This window comes from Pseudomonas sp. R1-1 (assembly GCF_051132135.1).
Classification (GTDB): Bacteria; Pseudomonadota; Gammaproteobacteria; order Pseudomonadales; family Pseudomonadaceae; genus Aquipseudomonas.
This window is the reverse complement of record NZ_CP071663.1, coordinates 3,585,803-3,603,477: the sequence shown is the minus strand read 5'-3', so window position 1 is coordinate 3,603,477 and position 17,675 is coordinate 3,585,803. Positions and strand designations below refer to the sequence as shown.

General features: G+C 56.8%; 15 protein-coding genes and 2 pseudogenes. 9 read left to right on the top strand and 8 right to left on the bottom strand.

Annotated features, from left to right (window positions below; translation table 11 throughout):
* Positions 1–60 precede the first annotated feature (60 nt).
* From J3P75_RS16095 to J3P75_RS16085, 3 genes are read right to left on the bottom strand one after another with little or no spacing between them, the layout of a single operon-like run.
* Positions 61–450, bottom strand: a complete 390-nt coding sequence (locus J3P75_RS16095; protein WP_434707400.1) for a hypothetical protein — start codon at positions 448–450, stop codon at positions 61–63.
* Entirely contained in the window at positions 447–1,052 is a 606-nt protein-coding gene (locus J3P75_RS16090) for a hypothetical protein (RefSeq protein ID WP_434707399.1), read from the bottom strand. The genes J3P75_RS16095 and J3P75_RS16090 overlap by 4 nt, the downstream gene beginning before the upstream one ends.
* Before the next feature lie 3 nt (positions 1,053–1,055).
* Positions 1,056–1,553 (bottom strand): PAAR domain-containing protein, encoded by a 498-nt coding sequence (locus J3P75_RS16085; RefSeq protein WP_434707398.1) that lies wholly within the window; start codon positions 1,551–1,553, stop codon positions 1,056–1,058.
* 451 nt (positions 1,554–2,004) lie between these two features.
* Between J3P75_RS16085 and J3P75_RS16080 the strand changes: the two are divergent.
* The 5 genes and pseudogenes from J3P75_RS16080 to J3P75_RS16060 all read left to right on the top strand — a co-directional run bounded on the left by J3P75_RS16080 (position 2,005) and on the right by J3P75_RS16060 (position 5,958).
* Positions 2,005–3,152, top strand: a pseudogene (locus J3P75_RS16080) (hypothetical protein).
* On the top strand, positions 3,149–3,535 hold the full coding sequence (locus tag J3P75_RS16075; RefSeq protein ID WP_434707397.1) for a hypothetical protein: 387 nt from the start codon (positions 3,149–3,151) through the stop codon (positions 3,533–3,535). The pseudogene J3P75_RS16080 and the gene J3P75_RS16075 overlap by 4 nt, the downstream one beginning before the upstream one ends.
* Before the next feature lie 96 nt (positions 3,536–3,631).
* Positions 3,632–4,018, top strand: coding sequence for a hypothetical protein (locus J3P75_RS16070; protein ID WP_434707396.1), 387 nt, complete (start codon positions 3,632–3,634; stop codon positions 4,016–4,018).
* A gap of 362 nt (positions 4,019–4,380) precedes the next feature.
* A pseudogene (locus tag J3P75_RS16065) lies at positions 4,381–4,740 on the top strand (DUF6124 family protein).
* A 429-nt stretch (positions 4,741–5,169) separates the two neighbouring features.
* On the top strand, positions 5,170–5,958 hold the full coding sequence (locus tag J3P75_RS16060; protein WP_434707395.1) for an SDR family NAD(P)-dependent oxidoreductase: 789 nt from the start codon (positions 5,170–5,172) through the stop codon (positions 5,956–5,958).
* Between the two features lie 22 nt (positions 5,959–5,980).
* On the opposite strand, the gene J3P75_RS16055 is transcribed toward J3P75_RS16060, so the two are convergent.
* Positions 5,981–6,523 (bottom strand): AAA family ATPase, encoded by a 543-nt coding sequence (locus J3P75_RS16055; protein ID WP_434707394.1) that lies wholly within the window; start codon positions 6,521–6,523, stop codon positions 5,981–5,983.
* 1,334 nt (positions 6,524–7,857) lie between these two features.
* Here J3P75_RS16055 and J3P75_RS16050 point away from each other — a divergent pair.
* The 3 genes from J3P75_RS16050 (at position 7,858) to J3P75_RS16040 (ending at position 11,849) form a co-directional block, all read left to right on the top strand.
* Positions 7,858–8,373 carry a sigma-70 family RNA polymerase sigma factor gene (locus tag J3P75_RS16050; RefSeq protein ID WP_332767240.1) on the top strand — a complete coding sequence of 172 codons (516 nt, stop codon included), beginning with the start codon at positions 7,858–7,860 and terminating at the stop codon, positions 8,371–8,373.
* Positions 8,360–9,340 (top strand): FecR domain-containing protein, encoded by a 981-nt coding sequence (locus tag J3P75_RS16045; protein WP_434707393.1) that lies wholly within the window; start codon positions 8,360–8,362, stop codon positions 9,338–9,340. The genes J3P75_RS16050 and J3P75_RS16045 overlap by 14 nt, the downstream gene beginning before the upstream one ends.
* Positions 9,341–9,458: 118 nt before the next feature.
* Positions 9,459–11,849 (top strand): TonB-dependent siderophore receptor, encoded by a 2,391-nt coding sequence (locus J3P75_RS16040; RefSeq protein WP_434707392.1) that lies wholly within the window; start codon positions 9,459–9,461, stop codon positions 11,847–11,849.
* Positions 11,850–11,946: 97 nt separating this feature from the next.
* Here the strand turns inward: J3P75_RS16040 and J3P75_RS16035 are convergent, their stop codons facing one another.
* The 4 genes from J3P75_RS16035 to J3P75_RS16020 form a co-directional block, all read right to left on the bottom strand.
* Positions 11,947–12,759: a DUF1206 domain-containing protein gene (locus tag J3P75_RS16035; RefSeq protein WP_434707391.1), complete on the bottom strand. Its 813-nt coding sequence runs from the start codon at positions 12,757–12,759 to the stop codon at positions 11,947–11,949.
* 371 nt (positions 12,760–13,130) lie between these two features.
* A complete protein-coding gene (locus J3P75_RS16030) occupies positions 13,131–14,000 on the bottom strand; it encodes an isocitrate lyase/PEP mutase family protein (RefSeq protein ID WP_434707390.1) in 870 nt (289 codons plus the stop codon).
* Positions 14,001–14,117: 117 nt separating this feature from the next.
* A complete protein-coding gene (dctA, locus tag J3P75_RS16025; protein ID WP_434707389.1) occupies positions 14,118–15,425 on the bottom strand; it encodes a C4-dicarboxylate transporter DctA in 1,308 nt (435 codons plus the stop codon).
* Positions 15,426–15,528: 103 nt separating this feature from the next.
* The gene (locus tag J3P75_RS16020) at positions 15,529–16,698 is read right to left on the bottom strand and encodes a mandelate racemase/muconate lactonizing enzyme family protein (protein WP_093102107.1); all 1,170 of its coding nucleotides are present in this window, start codon (positions 16,696–16,698) and stop codon (positions 15,529–15,531) included.
* A gap of 99 nt (positions 16,699–16,797) precedes the next feature.
* Here J3P75_RS16020 and J3P75_RS16015 point away from each other — a divergent pair, with 99 nt between their 5' ends.
* Positions 16,798–17,673: a LysR family transcriptional regulator gene (locus J3P75_RS16015; RefSeq protein WP_434707388.1), complete on the top strand. Its 876-nt coding sequence runs from the start codon at positions 16,798–16,800 to the stop codon at positions 17,671–17,673.
* The last annotated feature ends 2 nt before the right edge of the window (positions 17,674–17,675 follow it).

The following is a 17,675-nucleotide window of genomic DNA, read 5'->3' as shown; positions in this document are numbered from 1 at the left end:
TGTTCGGGGCTGGGACCTATGGGAGTGGGGCGGTTACTTTTCTGCGTCGAATTCGCTGGGTTATTGAGGCGTTTCAGGGCATTCGCCGGTCCAGCGCGTCACGGTCATGTCATTGAACTGCTCGCCAATGGTATCGACGCGCAGGCACGTGCCTTTCTTTGAGTAGTACAAGATGCAACGTGAGCTATCGAACGAGCAGGTATCCAGTTCGTAGAATTTGCGTTTAGCCAGTTCCTTTTCCACGCCACTGTATTCGTAGCCATCGGTGGTATGCATCCGCGTCGGCTTCCAGCCTTGTTTGACTAGCTTGGACTTGGCTGCCGCCAAACGCTCACCGACGACAATGCCGGCGGGGCCGTGCTGGTTCATTGTGGCCTGTGAGCCATCGGCAAACGCGGCGCTGATACCCATGGAACAAAGTGCGACAAGTACCAGGGTCGAAACCTTCATTTCACAGTTCCTCCAGCTGATTTGTAGTTCGACAAGAACGTTGGATAGTCATCATACGGTTGCGGGGGATAGTGATTTTTTTTGCCTGGCCCCTCGGGGAGTGCCGCCCACCGTGTTGCGGCTTTCGGCATCGCGGCCGGAATGTCACCTGCCTTGATCTTGTCTATTACACCAAGTGTACGCAGCATGTCGACCGCGATAAGGTCTTGCGTATGCGGCGAGAAATCCGTGAGTCCCATCTTTCCGCCATACTCGCGCCAAGTGGCAATGGTGATTTGGTACAGGCCAGATGCCGTAGTGGATCCGCCGAACCCGGCGCCTGGATGGGTGGACTCGTCAGTGAACGTCCATTTTCCAGTTTGAAAACCCTTTGCCCAGCCATATCCATATTTCGCGTGGTAGTCACCACCTTCTGCTTTGGCAATGGCCGCCAGAAAGGCCTTCACATTCGTATCCTTCAGGTACTCTTCGTTTTCCGCCCGTCTTATCTGCTTTTTAGCGTCCAACGCCACAGTTTTTGGCGAGGTGTCTTTGACCGCCGTCACCTCTCTGGTGGCGACGGGAGACATTTTCCTGCCACTTTTACTTACCACTTCAGCCATGCCTTAATCCTCAAGAAACAGCTTGATAGTTTCAGGCAAGTGGGAACTCACTACGTGTGTGTAGCCCATCGGATCACTCACGCCATGTTCCATGGTGCCGTCAGCGCGTTGAATGGCGTATTCGAAATTGGCTAGCGGTTTGCCTGACTCCTGGTCAACCAATCTGAACTTGTCACTGAAATGCACTGGCATCGGCAGCAGACCACTGAAGGGCGCTGATACGACTGTGTCGCCAATAATGACCGTTCCGGATCCACCGATAATTACGTTGCCATGACCCCCGGTACTGTCGAGAGTCGCGGCATTCAGCCCATTGATGAAAACCGTACCGCTGACGGCGCCGGTGATTGGGCTACCGCAGGCGGATTTGTCGGTCATTCGAGCAGCAGCGAGACCATCGAAGTTCACATTGGGCGAGCCACTGACAATTGGGTTCGTGCCATGCCCCGGAAGCGGGCAACTGGTTGGGTCTGTCACGCGCGCAGCAGGTTTTCCACTCATGAAATGTTCCTTTTCAAAGTTTCAGTTTTCCGTGACTTGAATGGAGTCGATACAGCGGCGAGGGGGATCGGCCGCCAGTGTGTACGGATTCTTAAATGTGTGGCAGCAGGCACGTCCACGGAGGGGGCGCATCGAGTTTTACCGTCCATGTAAATGTGCTGCGCGCAGCATGCCCGAGGCGGGCTTTTCGCTCAATATTTTCTTACAAATTATCTGTTGACTGTTGGCGTGATCACCTCAGGACAACTAAGGCAGTACCATCGCCGATGGCCATTAGCTGCCATACAACCAACTTCCATCACCAGCTATCCTGCGCACCCGGCACATGACAGGAATCAGTCGTTCGGGTACGGCAATTTAGGCTTTGTCCTACAGCCAGCACGTTGGTGTTTCGATAGCCTCAGTCTGTCGAAGCTCAAGTAGGGATTACCGAGATGAACAAGGATGAGTCATGAGTGAATATGGAAATGTGCCAAGGCCTGCACTACCTAACCCACCACGAAAAAAGATTTACCGTGGCGTAGAACCGGTCGATCTGCACGCCAAGTACTGGGCGGAATATCCGGAGGCGCCAGCGGAAAAACCGGCGGCTGCAAAGGCGCCAGCGGAGCCAGGGTTTTATATCGTTCAACAAGTCATGCCGCGCTCTGCGTTAGAGTTGGCATTGTTCGATAAGCCGGATAGTGCAGCGCTTGAGAAGTTTGCGCGCCTCAATCCTCACGTCTCCGGTTATGCCAAACCCGGTCAACTCATCGTGTTGAGTGATCCGAATAATCCTCAGTGCACGCGTGAAGAAGCCTTGCTCATGGACGCGGCTCAAAAGTCGATGCGGCACTCAAGCCCATGACCGACGAAGAAGCCAGTTTCATGGTTCGCCATCGCAGCGAGATAGAATCCATGCTTTCGCAAGGATCAACATCAATAGGCGTTGGCGAGTCGATCTTCGCCAAGAGCCTGGATGACGTGAAAACCTCTTTGAAGGAAATCGAGACTCTGCACCAGCAAAGCTTTCAGCGTGACGGTCACTTGCGGAGCTCAGAATTTTTTGATGAGCGTGCACGTTTGTTTGCGAAGCTCGATAGACAGCTCAACGGGTTAACCAAAAAAGGCATCGGCTTCCCTGATCATCCAAGCCTGAAGTCAGCACTGGGTATCTCGAGCAAAAGCTTGGTGCACCACTGGAGCCTGGCTGGTGCTCCAGGGCAGATTCCCGGTTATGCCACTCACGCGGAGGGTGTCGCCAGAGCTGCGAAGGTTGTGAAGCATGGCGGCTGGGTGGGTACAGCAGTTGGGGGCGGTGCGTCTTATCTGAAGGTTCAGGAAGTTTGCGCGGCGGGGAATAAAGATGCCTGCGAAAAGATTAAATATACCGAGGGTGGTAACTTCGTCGGAGGAGTGGCTGGTGGTGCTGCTGCCGGTGCGTTCTTGAGCGGTTCCACAGCAGGAATCATCTGCGTTGGATTGGGCGTACCTACCGGCGGAATGGCAACGTTAGCGTGTGGCGTCATCGTTGTAGCAGCAGGTTCATACGCTGGCGGCGCTCTTGGAGGCGCTACAAGTGAATGGGCCGGTGAAAAGATTTATGAGGCAATTAAATGAGTCTGAACCTCGTTGATAAGGTACTCCTGTCCATCGCCGTCCTTGACATAGCGGGGCTCATTCTTTGGATAGGCGTCTGTTTGCACCTGGCCTATTCGAAGATGGATTTAATGTTGGATCACCTGAAAAATTGCTCAGCCATCATGACGCGCGCGCCGCTTCGGCATGGGGGGCCTTGGGGTAAGCTTCTGCTTGTGGGCGGTATCTCGGGAATTGTGACGTTCCCCAAGTTCTATTTGAAAAGAGGCGAGCTGAACTCCGAGGATTTGGCGCGTTTCCCAGCCTCCCTTAGACGTAAGCTGGCAGTGCTGCAATGGAGCGTGATTTGTCTGTTACTGGTCATGATCAGCTTCGGTATAGCTGTTAAATCAGGTTTCGTTTAGCGCATGGTGTATGTGCGTTTCCCATCCATACCAAATGAAGCTTCGATAATGGAGCTCTGGCGAACGGGTATGCGACACGATTAACGAGGATATCGGATGAATTCCGCTGAATTGGTAATCGGAGGGTTGTGCGGCGTCGTGATTATTTTGATGATCATTTGGATCTGGACTGCCCTCTACATTGCACGCCTCAAGATGGATCTGATTCTTGAACACCTCAAAGACAGCTCTGCCGGCACGAGGTTGGCTGCGCTGAAGCACGGAGGCGCTTGGGGCAGATTACTTTTGGTTGGAGGCGCCTCTGGTCTCGTTACGTTTGCAAATTTCTACATCAGACGCGGCACGCTCAGCACCGATGATGTAAAAAACTTTCCTTCCTCGCTCAAGCAGACACTTGTCTTGATGCAATGGAGCGCAGTAGGGCTGCTCTTTTTGATGGCTGTGCTGGTGGCTTTGGGTAAGTCGGGGATACTCAAAGCTTAATCCCGATAAACACCAACGTTTAAAAAGACATCTCCAAACACTCTCCCAGGCTACACCTCCTTGCGCCTTTGCCTACAGCTACGCCAGAATCCGCCGGCTTGTGCGCTTTGGGGGCGGGTTCTATTGTGGTCCGGTCGCTGACGAATCAGCGATCGGGTTTCGCAGCCCGGTTAATCAAGGCGCTCAGCGCTCCAGATCGTTACCATCAAAAATTTGGTAACGGTGCTTTATGGCGGCTGTGCGCGGGATACCTTCGGGTATGCCGGGTTCCTTGATTCCCGGTCTGCGAACCTGCGTACAGCTGCCACCTCCATTCGTTTCGCAGCGAAATGTGGCGGCTCCAATAATCAGGGAGCTTCACCATGATCAAACCCACACCCAACCCACCCGAATCCAACCCCACATCCCCCTACGAATCCACCAACTCCAAAAAACTCCACGAAGCCGCCGACCGTGCGCTCGACCATTACCTCTGTCAGCCCGGTTCCACGCCGCCGCCGCGTAAACACCGTGGGATGTACGCGGTAACTGCGGACAACAAAAACGAAGAACTGCTGATCGATGCCAGTGAAACGCTCGCTTCAGCCCAGACCCTCGCGTAGAACGTTGCCAGTCTGTTGCCGGCGTCGCAGCGGCGGGCGTTGTTAGGGATTTCGCAGTTGATCATGCTCGGGGAGCTGGCGGTGAATCGGGCTTTGGATAATTTGCAGTTGCCGGAGTGATGCGGAGCAGGGCGGGCAGCGGTGGCACCTGCGCTGTCTCCGTTGCCTGATAGGCCGCTATCGCCAGCAGGCTGGCTCCCACAGGGTTTTGTGTTGGTCGCGGATATTGTGTTCGGGGCTGGGACCTGTGGGAGTGGGACGGTTACTTTTCTGCGTCGAATTTACTGGGTTATTGAGGCGCTTCAGGCATTCGCGGGTCCAGCGCGTCACGGTCATGTCGTTGAATTGCTCGCCAATGGTATCGACGCCTAGGCACATGCCTTTCTTTGAGCTAATGCAGTAACCCGCGTGTCCATAAGCGATTAACCTTGAGCGGCGACGGACCGACGATCATTCGACAAACTCGAAAAGTCATCTCTAATCCAAGCGTCCTATCGAGGCGCTACAAACACTGCAACATCCAGCCATTCACCCCATTGCGAGGTCATCATGAACATTGATTTCACCGGACGTAAGGTTTTGGTTTCGGGCTCCACCAGCGGCATCGGTTTTGCGACGGCCAAGGGTTTTTTGCAAGCGGGTGCGCAGGTGGTGATCAACGGTCGCAGCCAGGAAAGCGTCGACAGCGCTTTGCAACGGCTGGGCGCGCTGGCCGGCAAGGCCATTGGTTTTGCCGGTGATCTGGGCAGCGAGGCTGGCGTGGACAAACTGGTCGCGGAGCACAGCGCTTTCGACGTCGTCATCAACAATCTGGGTGTGTTCAATCCGCAGGATTTCTTCGAGATACCGGACAGCGAGTGGCAACGCTTTTTCGACGTCAACGTCATGTCCGGCGTGCGCCTGTCACGCGCCTATGCGCAGGGCATGGTGGAGCGCAAGTGGGGGCGGATCGTGTTTATTTCGTCGGAGTCGGCGGTGAATATTCCGGCTGACATGATCCATTACGGCTTCAGCAAAACCGCGCAACTCGCCGTGTCGCGCGGCCTCGCCAAGCGTCTGGCGGGTACCGGGGTGACCGTCAATGCCGTGCTGCCCGGGCCGACCCTGTCCGAAGGCGTGGCGCAAATGCTCAGCTCCACCGTCGAAAGCAGCGGCGAGAGCCTGGAGAAGGTCGCCGCCGATTTCGTCAACGCCCACCGCAGCTCCTCGATCATCCAGCGTGCCGCCAGCGTTGAGGAGGTCGCGAACATGATCATCTACGTCAGCTCCGAACAGGCGTCCGCCACCACGGGCGCAGCCCTGCGCGTCGACGGCGGGGTGATCGACAGCATCGTCTGAGATTTATTCTGCTGACGGCGCGTCAATCGGCACGACGAGCGCCGTCAGCACCCGGGGATGTGCTCGCTAGAAAAATAGCGATATCCCGATTAGATCGTAGACACACCACGCGGCAAGTTGATGGCGCTGTCGCCGCAAGTTGCTGCATCTTTTCTCGTGCGCTTTTTCTCGTCTGCCACATGAATCTGAAAAACTCCGGCAGGTTCGCCAGCAGCTCCGGACAGTTCTCCGGCAAGTCGGGTCGAGACTGACCGCGTTGGAGCAGCGTTCTGCGCAGTACACGCAAGAATCGAAGCGTCGCCGAACGATCAATCCATATCAAAAGATCTGCGCGGGCTATCCGATTGTCCCAAGTGGCTGAATGGCCACCTTCGAATATCCAGCAACCTCGGGCCTCTACATCGAGACAAAGCCGCGTTTTTTCGTCCCGGCTGCGTTCGATCCACCCGGGCTGCCAGTGGATAGTGTCGATATGAATGACCGGCAAGCCCGTGCGCTGACCCAGTTCACGCGCCAATGTGCTTTTGCCTGATCCAGGTTGGCCAACAATCATCACCCGTCGCATCGAAGCTCCTTCTCGTCATGCAAGCTGAATTTTGGGGGGTGGCGATTTTACGTAAATGCCTATCTTGGTCAACAACAGGAGTCAGCACGACAAGCAGCTTTCGCATGGTTATTAAAGGTTGAGGCGTACCGAACGTGCGTTTTTGTTCGAAAACCATCAGGGTAAAACGCTTGGTCAACTGGCGGTTAATCGGGCGTTGGCTAATTTGCAGGTGCCGGAGTGATGTGAGTGCCGGGGTATCCGAGGCCCTCACCCCAGCACTCTCCCGGAGGGAGAGGGGGCCGACCGAGGTGTCTTTCGTTATACATCGACCTGCAAGACCTTAGCGATTACAGCTTTGGTGAGCTTCAGCGAGTCTGGATTCAGCGGGACACGTTCAGGTCGGCGCAACTCTCGAATATCCCCGGATCAGTTCCCTTTCCCGCAAATGAGGGGGCCGAACGAGGTGTCTTTCGTGGTGCATCGACCTGCAAGACCTTAGCGATTACGACTTTAGTGAGCTTCAGCGAGTCTGGATTCAGCGGGACACGTTCAGGTCGGCGCAACTCTCGAATACCCCGGATCAGTTCCCTTTCCCGCAAAAGAGGGGGCCGACCGAGGTCTTTCGTGGTGCATCGACCTGCAAGACCTTAGCGATTACGGCTTTGGTGAGCTTCAGCGAGTCTGGATTCAGCGGGACACGTTCAGGTCGGCGCAACTCTCGAATATACCCGGATCAGTTCCCTTTCCCGCAAAAGTGGGGGCCGATCGAGGTGTCTTTCGTTATACATCGACCTGCAAGACCTTAGCGATTACGGCTTTGGTGAGCTTCAGCGAGTCTGGATTCAGTGAGACACGTTCAGGTTGGCGCAACTCTCGAATACCCCCGGATCAGTTCCCTTTCCCGCAAAAGTGGGGGCCGATCGAGGTGTCTTTCGTTATACATCGACCTGCAAGACCTTAGCGATTACGGCTTTGGTGAGCTTCAGCGAGTCTGGATTCAGTGAGACACGTTCAGGTTGGCGCAACTCTCGAATACCCCCGGATCAGTTCCCTTTCCCGCAAAAGTGGGGGCCGAACGAGGTGTCTTTCGTGGTGCATCGACCTGCAAGACCTCAGCGATTACGGCTTTAGTGAGCTTCAGCGAGTCTGGATTCAGTGAGACACGTTCAGGTCGGCGCAACTCTCGAATACCCCCGGATCAGTTCCCTCTCCTGGGGGAGAGGGCTAGGGTGAGGGGGGCCGTCCGTCCGCGTTCGGCCCAAAGTGAACACTAAGCACCGGGTATTTGCCTAAGGCCCCATCCCGTGAGTAGAATGCGATTCATTATCAATCATGTATTCGCCGGGATTCCGATGCGCAGCGACGAAACACTAGGCACTGCTGATCTAGGGCTGCTCTATCGCACCCACCATTCGTGGTTACAGGGCTGGCTGATCCGGCGCACTGGATGTCGCGATAACGCTGCCGATCTGGCGCAGGACACGTTCGTCCGTCTGCTCAAATCCCGTCAGTCCAGCCCCTTGCGCGAACCGCGCGCCTATCTGAGCAGTATCGCCCGTGGGCTGATGATTGATCAGTATCGTCGTCGCGAACTCGAGCGTGCCTACCTCGAAAGCGTGATGTTGCTGCCGCCACACGAGGTGCCCTCGGAAGAGAGCCGGCTGGTGATTCTGGATGCGCTCGAGCGCATAGACCGCATGCTCGGTACGCTTAAACCACGGGTTCGTCAGGCGTTTCTGTTTGCCCGACTCGACGGTCTGACTTGCGCGCAAATAGCCGAAAAGCTCGGTGTCTCCCGCGCGACGGTGGAGCGCGACCTGGCCACGGCCCTGCAACACTGCTATCGCTTGCGTTATGTCGAGGCGTGAGCCGCGGGCGCTCGATCCGGCCATTGTCGAGCAGGCGATCCAATGGCTGGTGCGCGTTCGCTTCAATCAAGCCGATGAACAGACACAGCGCAGTTTTGAGCACTGGCTGCAGCAGCGCCCGGAGCATGGGTTGGCGTGGCAGCGTGTGGAAACCCTTGGCGATGACTTCGAAGGCGTGCCATCTCAACTCGCCCGACAAACCCTTGATGGCACCCGCCAGGGAATGCGCCGGCGCGAAAGCCTGAAGCTCCTGGGCGTGTTGGCGACTGTTGGCACGGCAGCCTGGCTCGGCCGGGACTATACGCCGGTACCCGCCATGCTTGCGCAGCAACGCAGCAGCACCGGCGAGCGACGCCGCTTCCAGCTCGATGATGGCAGCCTTGTCCAGCTCAACAGCGATAGCGCCGTCGACAGTGAGTTCGACGCCCAGCGACGCCTGATCATTCTGCGACGCGGTGAAATCATCGTGAATGTCGGCGCGGACCCACACTCGCATCAGGTGCGGCCGTTCTGGGTGCAATCACGCGACGGCCTCATGCAGGCCCACAGTTCGCGCTTTCTGGTGCGCGAGCGTGACGATGGCACGCTGGTCGCGGCTCAGGAAGGATCGGTCACGCTGTTCCCCGGCGCCCGTCAAACGCCTGCAAGCCGCAACGTGCAGGCAGGCGATCAGTTGCTGTTCACATCCAGTGGCGTGCGAACGTTAAGCGACACGGGCCTCGATCCCTGGAGCTGGGGGGACGGGGTGATCAGTGCGCGCAACATGCGCCTCGGTGATTTCATCGCGGAGTTGTCGCGTTATCGCCCCGGGGTGTTGCGCTGCGCCGACGAGGTCGCGGACCGTCGTGTGTCCGGCACCTTCCAGCTCGCCGACAACGATCAGGTCCTGGCGTTGATCGCGCAATCACTGCATTTACACGTCGATTATCGAACCCGGTATTGGGTGACCGTGACCGCTGCCAGCTGAATTCAGCAGAATTTGGTACTGCGTGAAAAATAATGAGGTGGTTTCTCATTCTCGTTCGACCTCTTTGGAAGGCCGGAATACAGGCCAGTCTGTCGATGTCCCTTCTTGGAGCGAGAAAATGAGTTCGTCCCCGGTTTCACAGCGCCATCCATTGAATCGCGCCTTGCACGCTGCGATTTTGGGTTTGATCGTCAGCAGCTACGCATTGCCGTCGCTGGCGCAAACGTCGAGCGCTGACCCGAGCAATCAAGTCAAACCGTGGAACATCGCTGCGGGGCCACTGGCGCCGGCGCTTGACCGTTTCGCGCGCGAGGCGGGCGTCAGTCTTTCATTCGACGCGTCGAGTGTCGCGAACCGCACCACGGCTGGCGTGAATGGCACGCTCGATACATCGGCAGCGCTGTCATCGTTGCTGCAAGGCAGCGAATTGCAAATTGAACAGCAGGGCCCGAATGCCTACCTGCTGGTGCCTCAGGCAAAGCCGGCCGGCCCGCTGGAGCTCGACGCAACGGACGTCGAGGACTACCGCCTTGCGCCCCTCATCATCAATGCCAAGGTCAGGGTCAGCGCCGACGACGATACCAACTCGGTGGTCGCCAAGGAACTCTGGGTGGGCGGCAAAGTGGCGACCAGTATCCTGAATACACCGGCCTCGGTGTCGGTGGTGACCAACAAGGAAATGCAGCAACGCAGCGTCAGCACCACGGAAGAGGCGCTGCAATACACGCCGGGCGTGGTCAGTGACTTCTACGGCACGGATGACCGCAACGATTACTTTCAGATCCGCGGCTTCCAGGCCACCACCTACCGTGACGGCTTGACCCTGAGTTCGATGCGCGGTGTGCGCGAAGACCCATTCGCCTATGAGCGCATCGAGATTCTGCGTGGCGCCAACTCCACGCTGTTTGGCCCTGCGGATCCCGGCGGTTCGGTGAACTTCGTGACCAAACAGCCACGCTTCGAGAAGTTTGGTCAGGGCTATGTGACCTACGGCTCGTTCGACCATGTCGAGACCGGCATCGATGTGGGGGATGCGCTGAACGACGAGAAAACCCTGGCTGGGCGCTTCACTGCCAAAGGCCAGAACAGCGACCGTGAGTACGATCACTCACAGGACGACAACCAGTTGTTTATGGGTGGCCTGACCTGGGCTCCGTCGGATTACACGTCGGCGACGGTGATTCTGGATTACCTGAAAACCGAAAGTTCGCCCAACAGCGGCGGCTATCCGCTGGATAAAGAATACGACCGCGATAAGTTTTACGGTGAGCCGAGCTACAACTTTCACGATGTCGAGCGCACCAGCCTGAGCGGTAACGTCACCCATGACTTCGACAACGGCTTCGTACTGCGCAGCAATCTGCGTTACAGCAAGTTGACCGATGATTTTGGCTACGTTTACTTAAGCGACAGCGCCGCACGTGTCGGTACGACCGTCGACCGCTATCTGTTTGGCACAGACACCGAGGCCGACCAGTTCAACGGCAATCTGATGCTGCAATACGATGCTCGCTTCGAGAACATCGACAGCAGCAGTCTGGTGGGTGTGGAGTATCTGGATTCGACTACCAAGGAAAGCTCGGTCTACGCCCTGACGGCTCCGATTGATATTGCCAATCCGGTGTTTACCGGTGTTTCACGCTCAATCGCGCCGTATGCCGTGAACAAGCGAGACGCGACCACCAAGGCGGTGTTCCTCCAGCAGAACCTGTCGTTCTACGAGCGTTTCATCGTCACCGGGGGTGTGCGCAACGATTCGATGGACCTGACCAGCAAAGGCTTGCAATCGAATGAAAAAGACACTTTCTCCGAAACCTCTTACCGCGGTGCGTTGACTTACATCGTCAACGACGAAGTGTCCGCTTATGTGAGCATGGTCGAATCCGTCTCGCCGCCGCAAGTTGGCGTCACACCGCAGACGGGCCGGCAGTACGAAGTGGGCGTGAAATATGCGCCGATGGGGATGGACGCACTGTTTTCCGCCGCCGTTTATGACCTGACCCAGGAAAACGTCACTATCGCCGTGGTGCTGCCGAGCGGCATCATCGAGCAACAAACGGTGGGTGAGTCGCGGGCCCGTGGTCTCGACCTGGAGGCCAAGGCGCAGGTGACGCAGAACCTCAGCCTGATCGGTGGTTATTCCTATATGGAGTCCGAGGTACTGCGCGGTTCGTTGTACGACGGCAGCTCCCTGAAGGGCAACGAGTTCGCCACGGCACCCAAGCACTCCGCTTCGCTCTGGAGTTATTACGACCTGCCCGGCACGGATGTAAGCGTTGGTTTGGGTGCGCGCTACGTCGGCGCTTATTACTTCGATGCAGCCAACTCCGGCAAAAGCGATGGCACCACGCTGTTCGATGCCGCCTTCAACTACAAGATCGCCAAGGGTACCGATCTTGCGGTGAACGTCAGCAACTTGCTGGATGAGCAGCACGTGGTCGGTTCCGGCACCGCGAACTTCTACAACCCGGGTCGCGAGATTACCGCCAAAGTGAGTTACAACTGGTAAGCGGGCGTTTGAGCCTTCTGCTTTGCCAGGACGCGGTGCCCGCTTTATCGCGGGTACCGCCAACCTGGTTACCAATCGGCAAGCGGTGAACGTAGCTTTACGATCTCGCTACCCCAGGCACATCCATATTGATCTGTCGCCAGAAGGCTTCAGAAAAACTGTAAACCGAGAAAGCCATCAGCCCCAACGCCATCACGATCAAAATCAACCAACCCGCTGGAAGATTTTGCAGCGCATCCAAAGCCTCTTTCATACCCGGTGGATCCATCGCTTGATAAGTGGAACCGCTGACAGCCAGCAGCACCGCAATCTCGATAAAAACCACTCCCCGGGCGATCAGGCCGAATCTGGAGACGGGGCGGACATACCGCATGACATCCTCGTAAGCCTCAAAGTATTTTTCGAACGTCGCCTTCCAGCCCTTGATGATGTGAGCAATCCCGACCCCCAGTGGAACGAGTGCAATCAGGTACACCAAAAGATTCGAGTGATCCCAGGACAACAAATGAGCCAGCCAGTCTTTGGTCTGCCCACCGGAATCGCCCGAGCTTTTGATGCCGCTGATGAGCAAACCCAACGCGAAGATCGCTAAAGCGCCATTGACCATACCGCCCGCCAACAGACCTGCGCGAATGATCAGGCCTTTGAGGTCCTTGCCATGATGATCGACATCACGCGTCGCTTGCAGGACGCGCCAAGCCGCAAAGGCGAGCAAGCCTGCTACCACAAGCCCAACCAGGAAATAGCCGAACGGCTGGCTGAGCAGTGCTTCCAGGCTTTTGTGACTGTCCTTGGGTTTTGTCGAATCCTGTGCTGCCAGCAGGGCGAAGATACCGATGATCAAATACAGCACGCCACGAGCGGCGTAACCGCCCCGAGCGAGTATTACCAGGCTATGTTGCGCGGACATTCGATGTATTCCAGAGAAGGTATACAAGAGCAGACCCCTCGTGCTGGCCGGGGTTCTACTTGGTGTTTATCAAACTGATTGGCGTTGGTGCGAGTGGCGTGCAAGCCCTCACCCCAGCCCTCTCACGGAGGGAGAGGGAGCCGACCGAGGTGTCTTTAGGGGAACATCGACCTGCAAGACCATAGTGATTATGGGTTTTGTGAGCTCAGCGACTCTGGGTTCAATGAACCACGTTCAGGTCGGCGCAACCCTCTAATCCTCTCCAATCGGTTCCCTCTCCTGGGGGAGAGGGCTAGGGTGAGGGGCTGTCCATCTGCGGCAACAATGTCTTCAGCCTCGCCCCATGACGCTTCAGTTCACCGGCTTCAAACTCACGAATCACGACCCGACCTCAAATAGGTTTCCGCCCACTCACGGTAATTGTCCGAAAGTGTGTATCTGGCAAGCAGCTCAGAAAGCGAAAGCTCGCGTCCGTCCGCGCCGCTTTGTTCACGCAACGCCGCGTACGTCGCTTCGATGGCGGCCAGATACGGCGCATGCCCATTGACCACAATCCGCACATTGGCAGCACTCAGTTTCTCCACATCGCTCAGCGCCGGATTTGCATAGTTGATCAACATGAGCGGCACACTCAGATGTGTAGTGAGTGCTTCCAGATGTTCGAAGTTTTTGACCCCGACGAGACAAATCGCGTCGGCCCCAGCCTTTTCATACGCCGTGGTGCGTGCAATGGAATCTTCCAGCATGGTCACGGCCACATTGCTTCGCGCGATGATGCTGAGGGCATCATCTGATCGGGCAAACCGCGCGGCGTAAATCTTGCTCGCGGCTTCTTCGCGCTCGATAAGCACAGGCGATTGCTCCTCGTACCTGGCCGGCAGGTGGGTGTCTTCCAGCGTCAGGGCAGCGACGCCGGCTTTCTGCAACTCGGTCACGGTGCGCATGACATTCAGCGCGTTCCCAAATCCATGGTCAGCATCCGCGATGATCGGGATCTGGCTGGCCCGGCCGACTCTGGAAACCTGCTCGACATACTCATCCAGCGTGAGCAGTGCAATGTCCGGTGCCCCGAGTACCTGAAGCGAGGCAACCGAACCTCCTTGAATGGCAACCTCAAAGCCAAGGTCGCCAGCCATAAGAACCGAGATAGGGTCAAACACTGATGCAGCAAACTTGCAGACGTTTCCTTGGAGTAAATCACCAAACGCCTTGCGCAGTTCATGATGTGATCGCTCAATCATTGTCGGCTCCATCAAATTCCCACCAGTAATATGCAGGTCTCATTCGAGTTGAACGAGACCTGGAAGGCGCTACCGGTCATAACCGTTGAAGGCGAGATGACCGGATCCCTTTGCAGATTATTTCTGCGCCAGCAACGCCTTCCTGGTCGCTTTCTCGTGTTTCATGGCGGCGATTTCACGCTCGCACGCCTCGACATCAAACGAGTTGTCCCACTTGGCAATAGCGATGGTGCCGATGCCGTTGCCAATCAGGTTGGTCACGGCCCGCGCTTCGTTGAGGAATCGATCAATGCCCAGCAGCAACACCAGCCCCACCAGAGGAATGGAGTGAATGGTGGTGAGCGTTGCGGCCAGCGTTACAAAGCCTGCGCCCGCCACCCCGGCCGAGCCCTTTGAGGTCAGCAGGAACACGCCCAGCAAGATCATTTGATCCATGAAGGTCAGTGGCGTATTGGTCGCCTGGGCAATGAAGATGGCGGCCATGGTCAGATAGATGCAGGTGCCGTCTGCGTTGAAGGTGTAGCCCGTCGGCAGCACCATGCCGACTACGGATTTTTTGCAGCCGAGCTTTTCCAGTTTCACCATCATGCGTGGCAACACCGCTTCGGTTGAGCAGGTGCCAAGCGTGATGAGGATTTCATCCTTGAAGTAGCGCAGAAACTGCATCAGCGGCATGCCCGACCATCGGGCCACCGTACCCAGTACCACGACGATGAAAATCAAGGTGGTGATGTAGAGGGCGACCAACAACTGCCCGAGCGATAGCAGCGTGCCAATTCCGTATTTGCCAATCGTGAACGCCATGCCGGCACCGGCACCCAATGGGGCCAGACGCATGACCATCGCCACGATCCTGAACAGACCCTGCAGAAACAGATCGATGGTATTGATCAATGGCTTGCTGGTCTCGCCCATTTGAACCAGCGCCACACCCATCAATACCGAAAGCAGAATGACCTGCAGCATGACGCCATTGGAGAACGCGCCGAGAAAGGTGTGAGGGATGATGTTGAGAAAGAACTCAACGGTGCCGCCTTGCTCAGTGGCGGCCTGGCTGTACTTGCTGATCGCATTTGCATCGAGCGCGCTGACGTTGATGTTCATGCCGACGCCAGGCTTGACGATGTTGACCACGATCAGGCCGACGACGAGGGCGATGGTTGAAAGAATCTCGAAGTAGATCAGCGCTTTCACACCAATCCGCCCGACCTCTTTGATACTGCCCATCTTCGCGATACCGACCACGACCGTACCGAAAATGATGGGTGCCAAGAGCATCTTGATCAGCTTGATGAAGCCATCGGCAAAGGGTTGGAGCTTGGCGCCGATATCGGGTACGAAGTAACCGATCGCGGCACCAATCACGATGCCGATCAGCACCTGCACATACAGCTGGCTGTACCAGCGGGACTTGGACATTTCCACGGAAGCACCTCATTTTATTGTTGTGATGGGCATGTGGTTTGGCGCCTGCGAAAGACGCCGGAGTCTGCGGCTCCTTTTAAAAGAAACCGCAGATCGATCTGGATTAGCCTTCACCTAGTTCGCGCATGACGGCGTACAAGGCAGACTTGGCTTCGAAGCCGACACCTGGAATATCCGGCAGGCCGACATAACCGTTTTCCACCTTGATGCCGTCGGCGAAGCCGCCGAAAGGCTGGAACACGTCGGGGTACGATTCGTTGCCGCCCAGGTGCAGGCCGGCGGCGATGTTCAGCGACATCTGGTGGCCACCGTGCGGAACTACGCGGCGCGACGACCAGCCCATTTCGTCCATCACTTTCAGGGTGCGCATGTACTCCACGAGCCCGTAGGACAGCGCGCAGTCGAACTGAAGGAAGTCGCGATCCGGGCGCATGCCGCCGTGACGCAGCAAGTTGCGAGCGTCCTGGTGGGAAAACAGGTTTTCCCCGGTCGCCATGGGCAGTTCATAGTGATTGGCAAGCTCGGCCTGCAGTGCGTAGTCGAGCGGGTCGCCGATCTCCTCGTACCAGAACAGGTTGTATTTCTTGATGGCTTCGGCGTAAGCAATACCGGTCTGCAGATCGAAACGACCGTTGGCATCGACTGCCAGTCGACGACCGTCGCCAACCACTTCGAGTACCGCTTCGATGCGACGGATATCTTCGTCCAGTGGCACCGCACCGATCTTCATTTTGACAACGTCGTAGCCGCGATCCAGGTAGCTCTGCATTTCTGCTTTGAGTTTGCTCTGGTCTTTGCCTGGGTAGTAGTAACCGCCTGCTGCATAGACCCAGACCTTGTCATCGGCCACGCCGTTGCGGTAACGATCGGCCAGCAGACGATAGAGCGGTTTGCCTTCGATCTTGGCGACGGCATCCCATACCGCCATGTCGATGGTGCCCACCGCCACCGAGCGCTCGCCGTGACCGCCAGGCTTTTCGTTGGTCATCAGGGCTTTCCAGATGGCAAACGGATCGAGGTTATTGTTCTCATGGTCGACGAGTGTGTCGGGATCCGCTTCGGTGATGCGCGCCAGGAAGCGATCACGCATCAGAGCGCCTTGACCATAACGACCGTTGGAGTTGAAACCGTAGCCGATGACCGGTTTTCCATCGCGAATCACATCCGTGATAACCGCGACGACCGAGCAGGTCATTTTCGAGAAATCGATGTACGCGTTGGCAATCGGGGAGGCAATGGAAACGGTTTTTTCACGGATGTCGACGATACGCATGACGGGTTCCTCTTGTTGTTTGTGGCCCCACGTTATGCTTTGCGATGACACCCGCCCAATGCTATTAATGCCGCGCCCTATGCACAGGAGGCATTGCCCTTGGAACTCGTTTGGCTAGAGGATTTTTCAGCGCTTGCGGAATACGGCAGCTTTGTTCGTGCCGCTGAAGCGCGCCACGTGACGCAGCCTGCTTTTAGCCGCAGAGTCCGTTCGCTGGAGAATTGGATGGGCGTCGAACTTTTCGTGCGCACCCCGCAGGGCGCGACCTTGACCGAGGCCGGAAGACAGATTTTGCCTAGCGCCCAAGAGGCGGCCAGGCGTTTGTACCGGATGCGCTCCGAGGCGCAGGAAGTGGCCGGGATGGCCGCAAAAACACTGCAATTTGCAGCCACTCATTCTCTGTCATTCACCTTCTTCCCGCGATGGTTGAGAAGCGCCGAAAACGGCGCACCGATCGAGGCGGTACGTCTGCATTCAGACAGCATGGCGGTGTGCGAGCAGATGCTGATCCAGGGCCAGGTTCAATTTCTCCTGTGTCATCGCCACCCCGATGTACCGCCGTTGCTAGCCCCTGATCAGTTCATTGGAAAGAAGATCGGCGAGGATGTGCTGGTACCACTGGCGAGTCCTTCTGCCCATTTCGGTACTTCTCCTGAAACACTGCCTTATCTGGCCTACACCCACGAATCGGGCCTCGGCCGAATCGTTGCTCATCGACTCCATGGCAAAGAAGATTATCTTCACCTCAAGCCTCTTTTCAGCAGCCATCTGGCTGCGGTTCTGATGTCGATGGCGTTGGAGAGCAAGGGGGTCGCCTGGTTACCCAAGAGTCTGACCGAACAGGAAATGATTGACGGACGTCTGGTCCGGGCGCTGGACGAAAGCTGGGATATCCCTCTGGAAATTCACCTCACGCGTCCGACGGCACCCATCAGCCCGTCAGCAGAGGAATTCTGGGCTCGCGTGGGCGGTTAGCG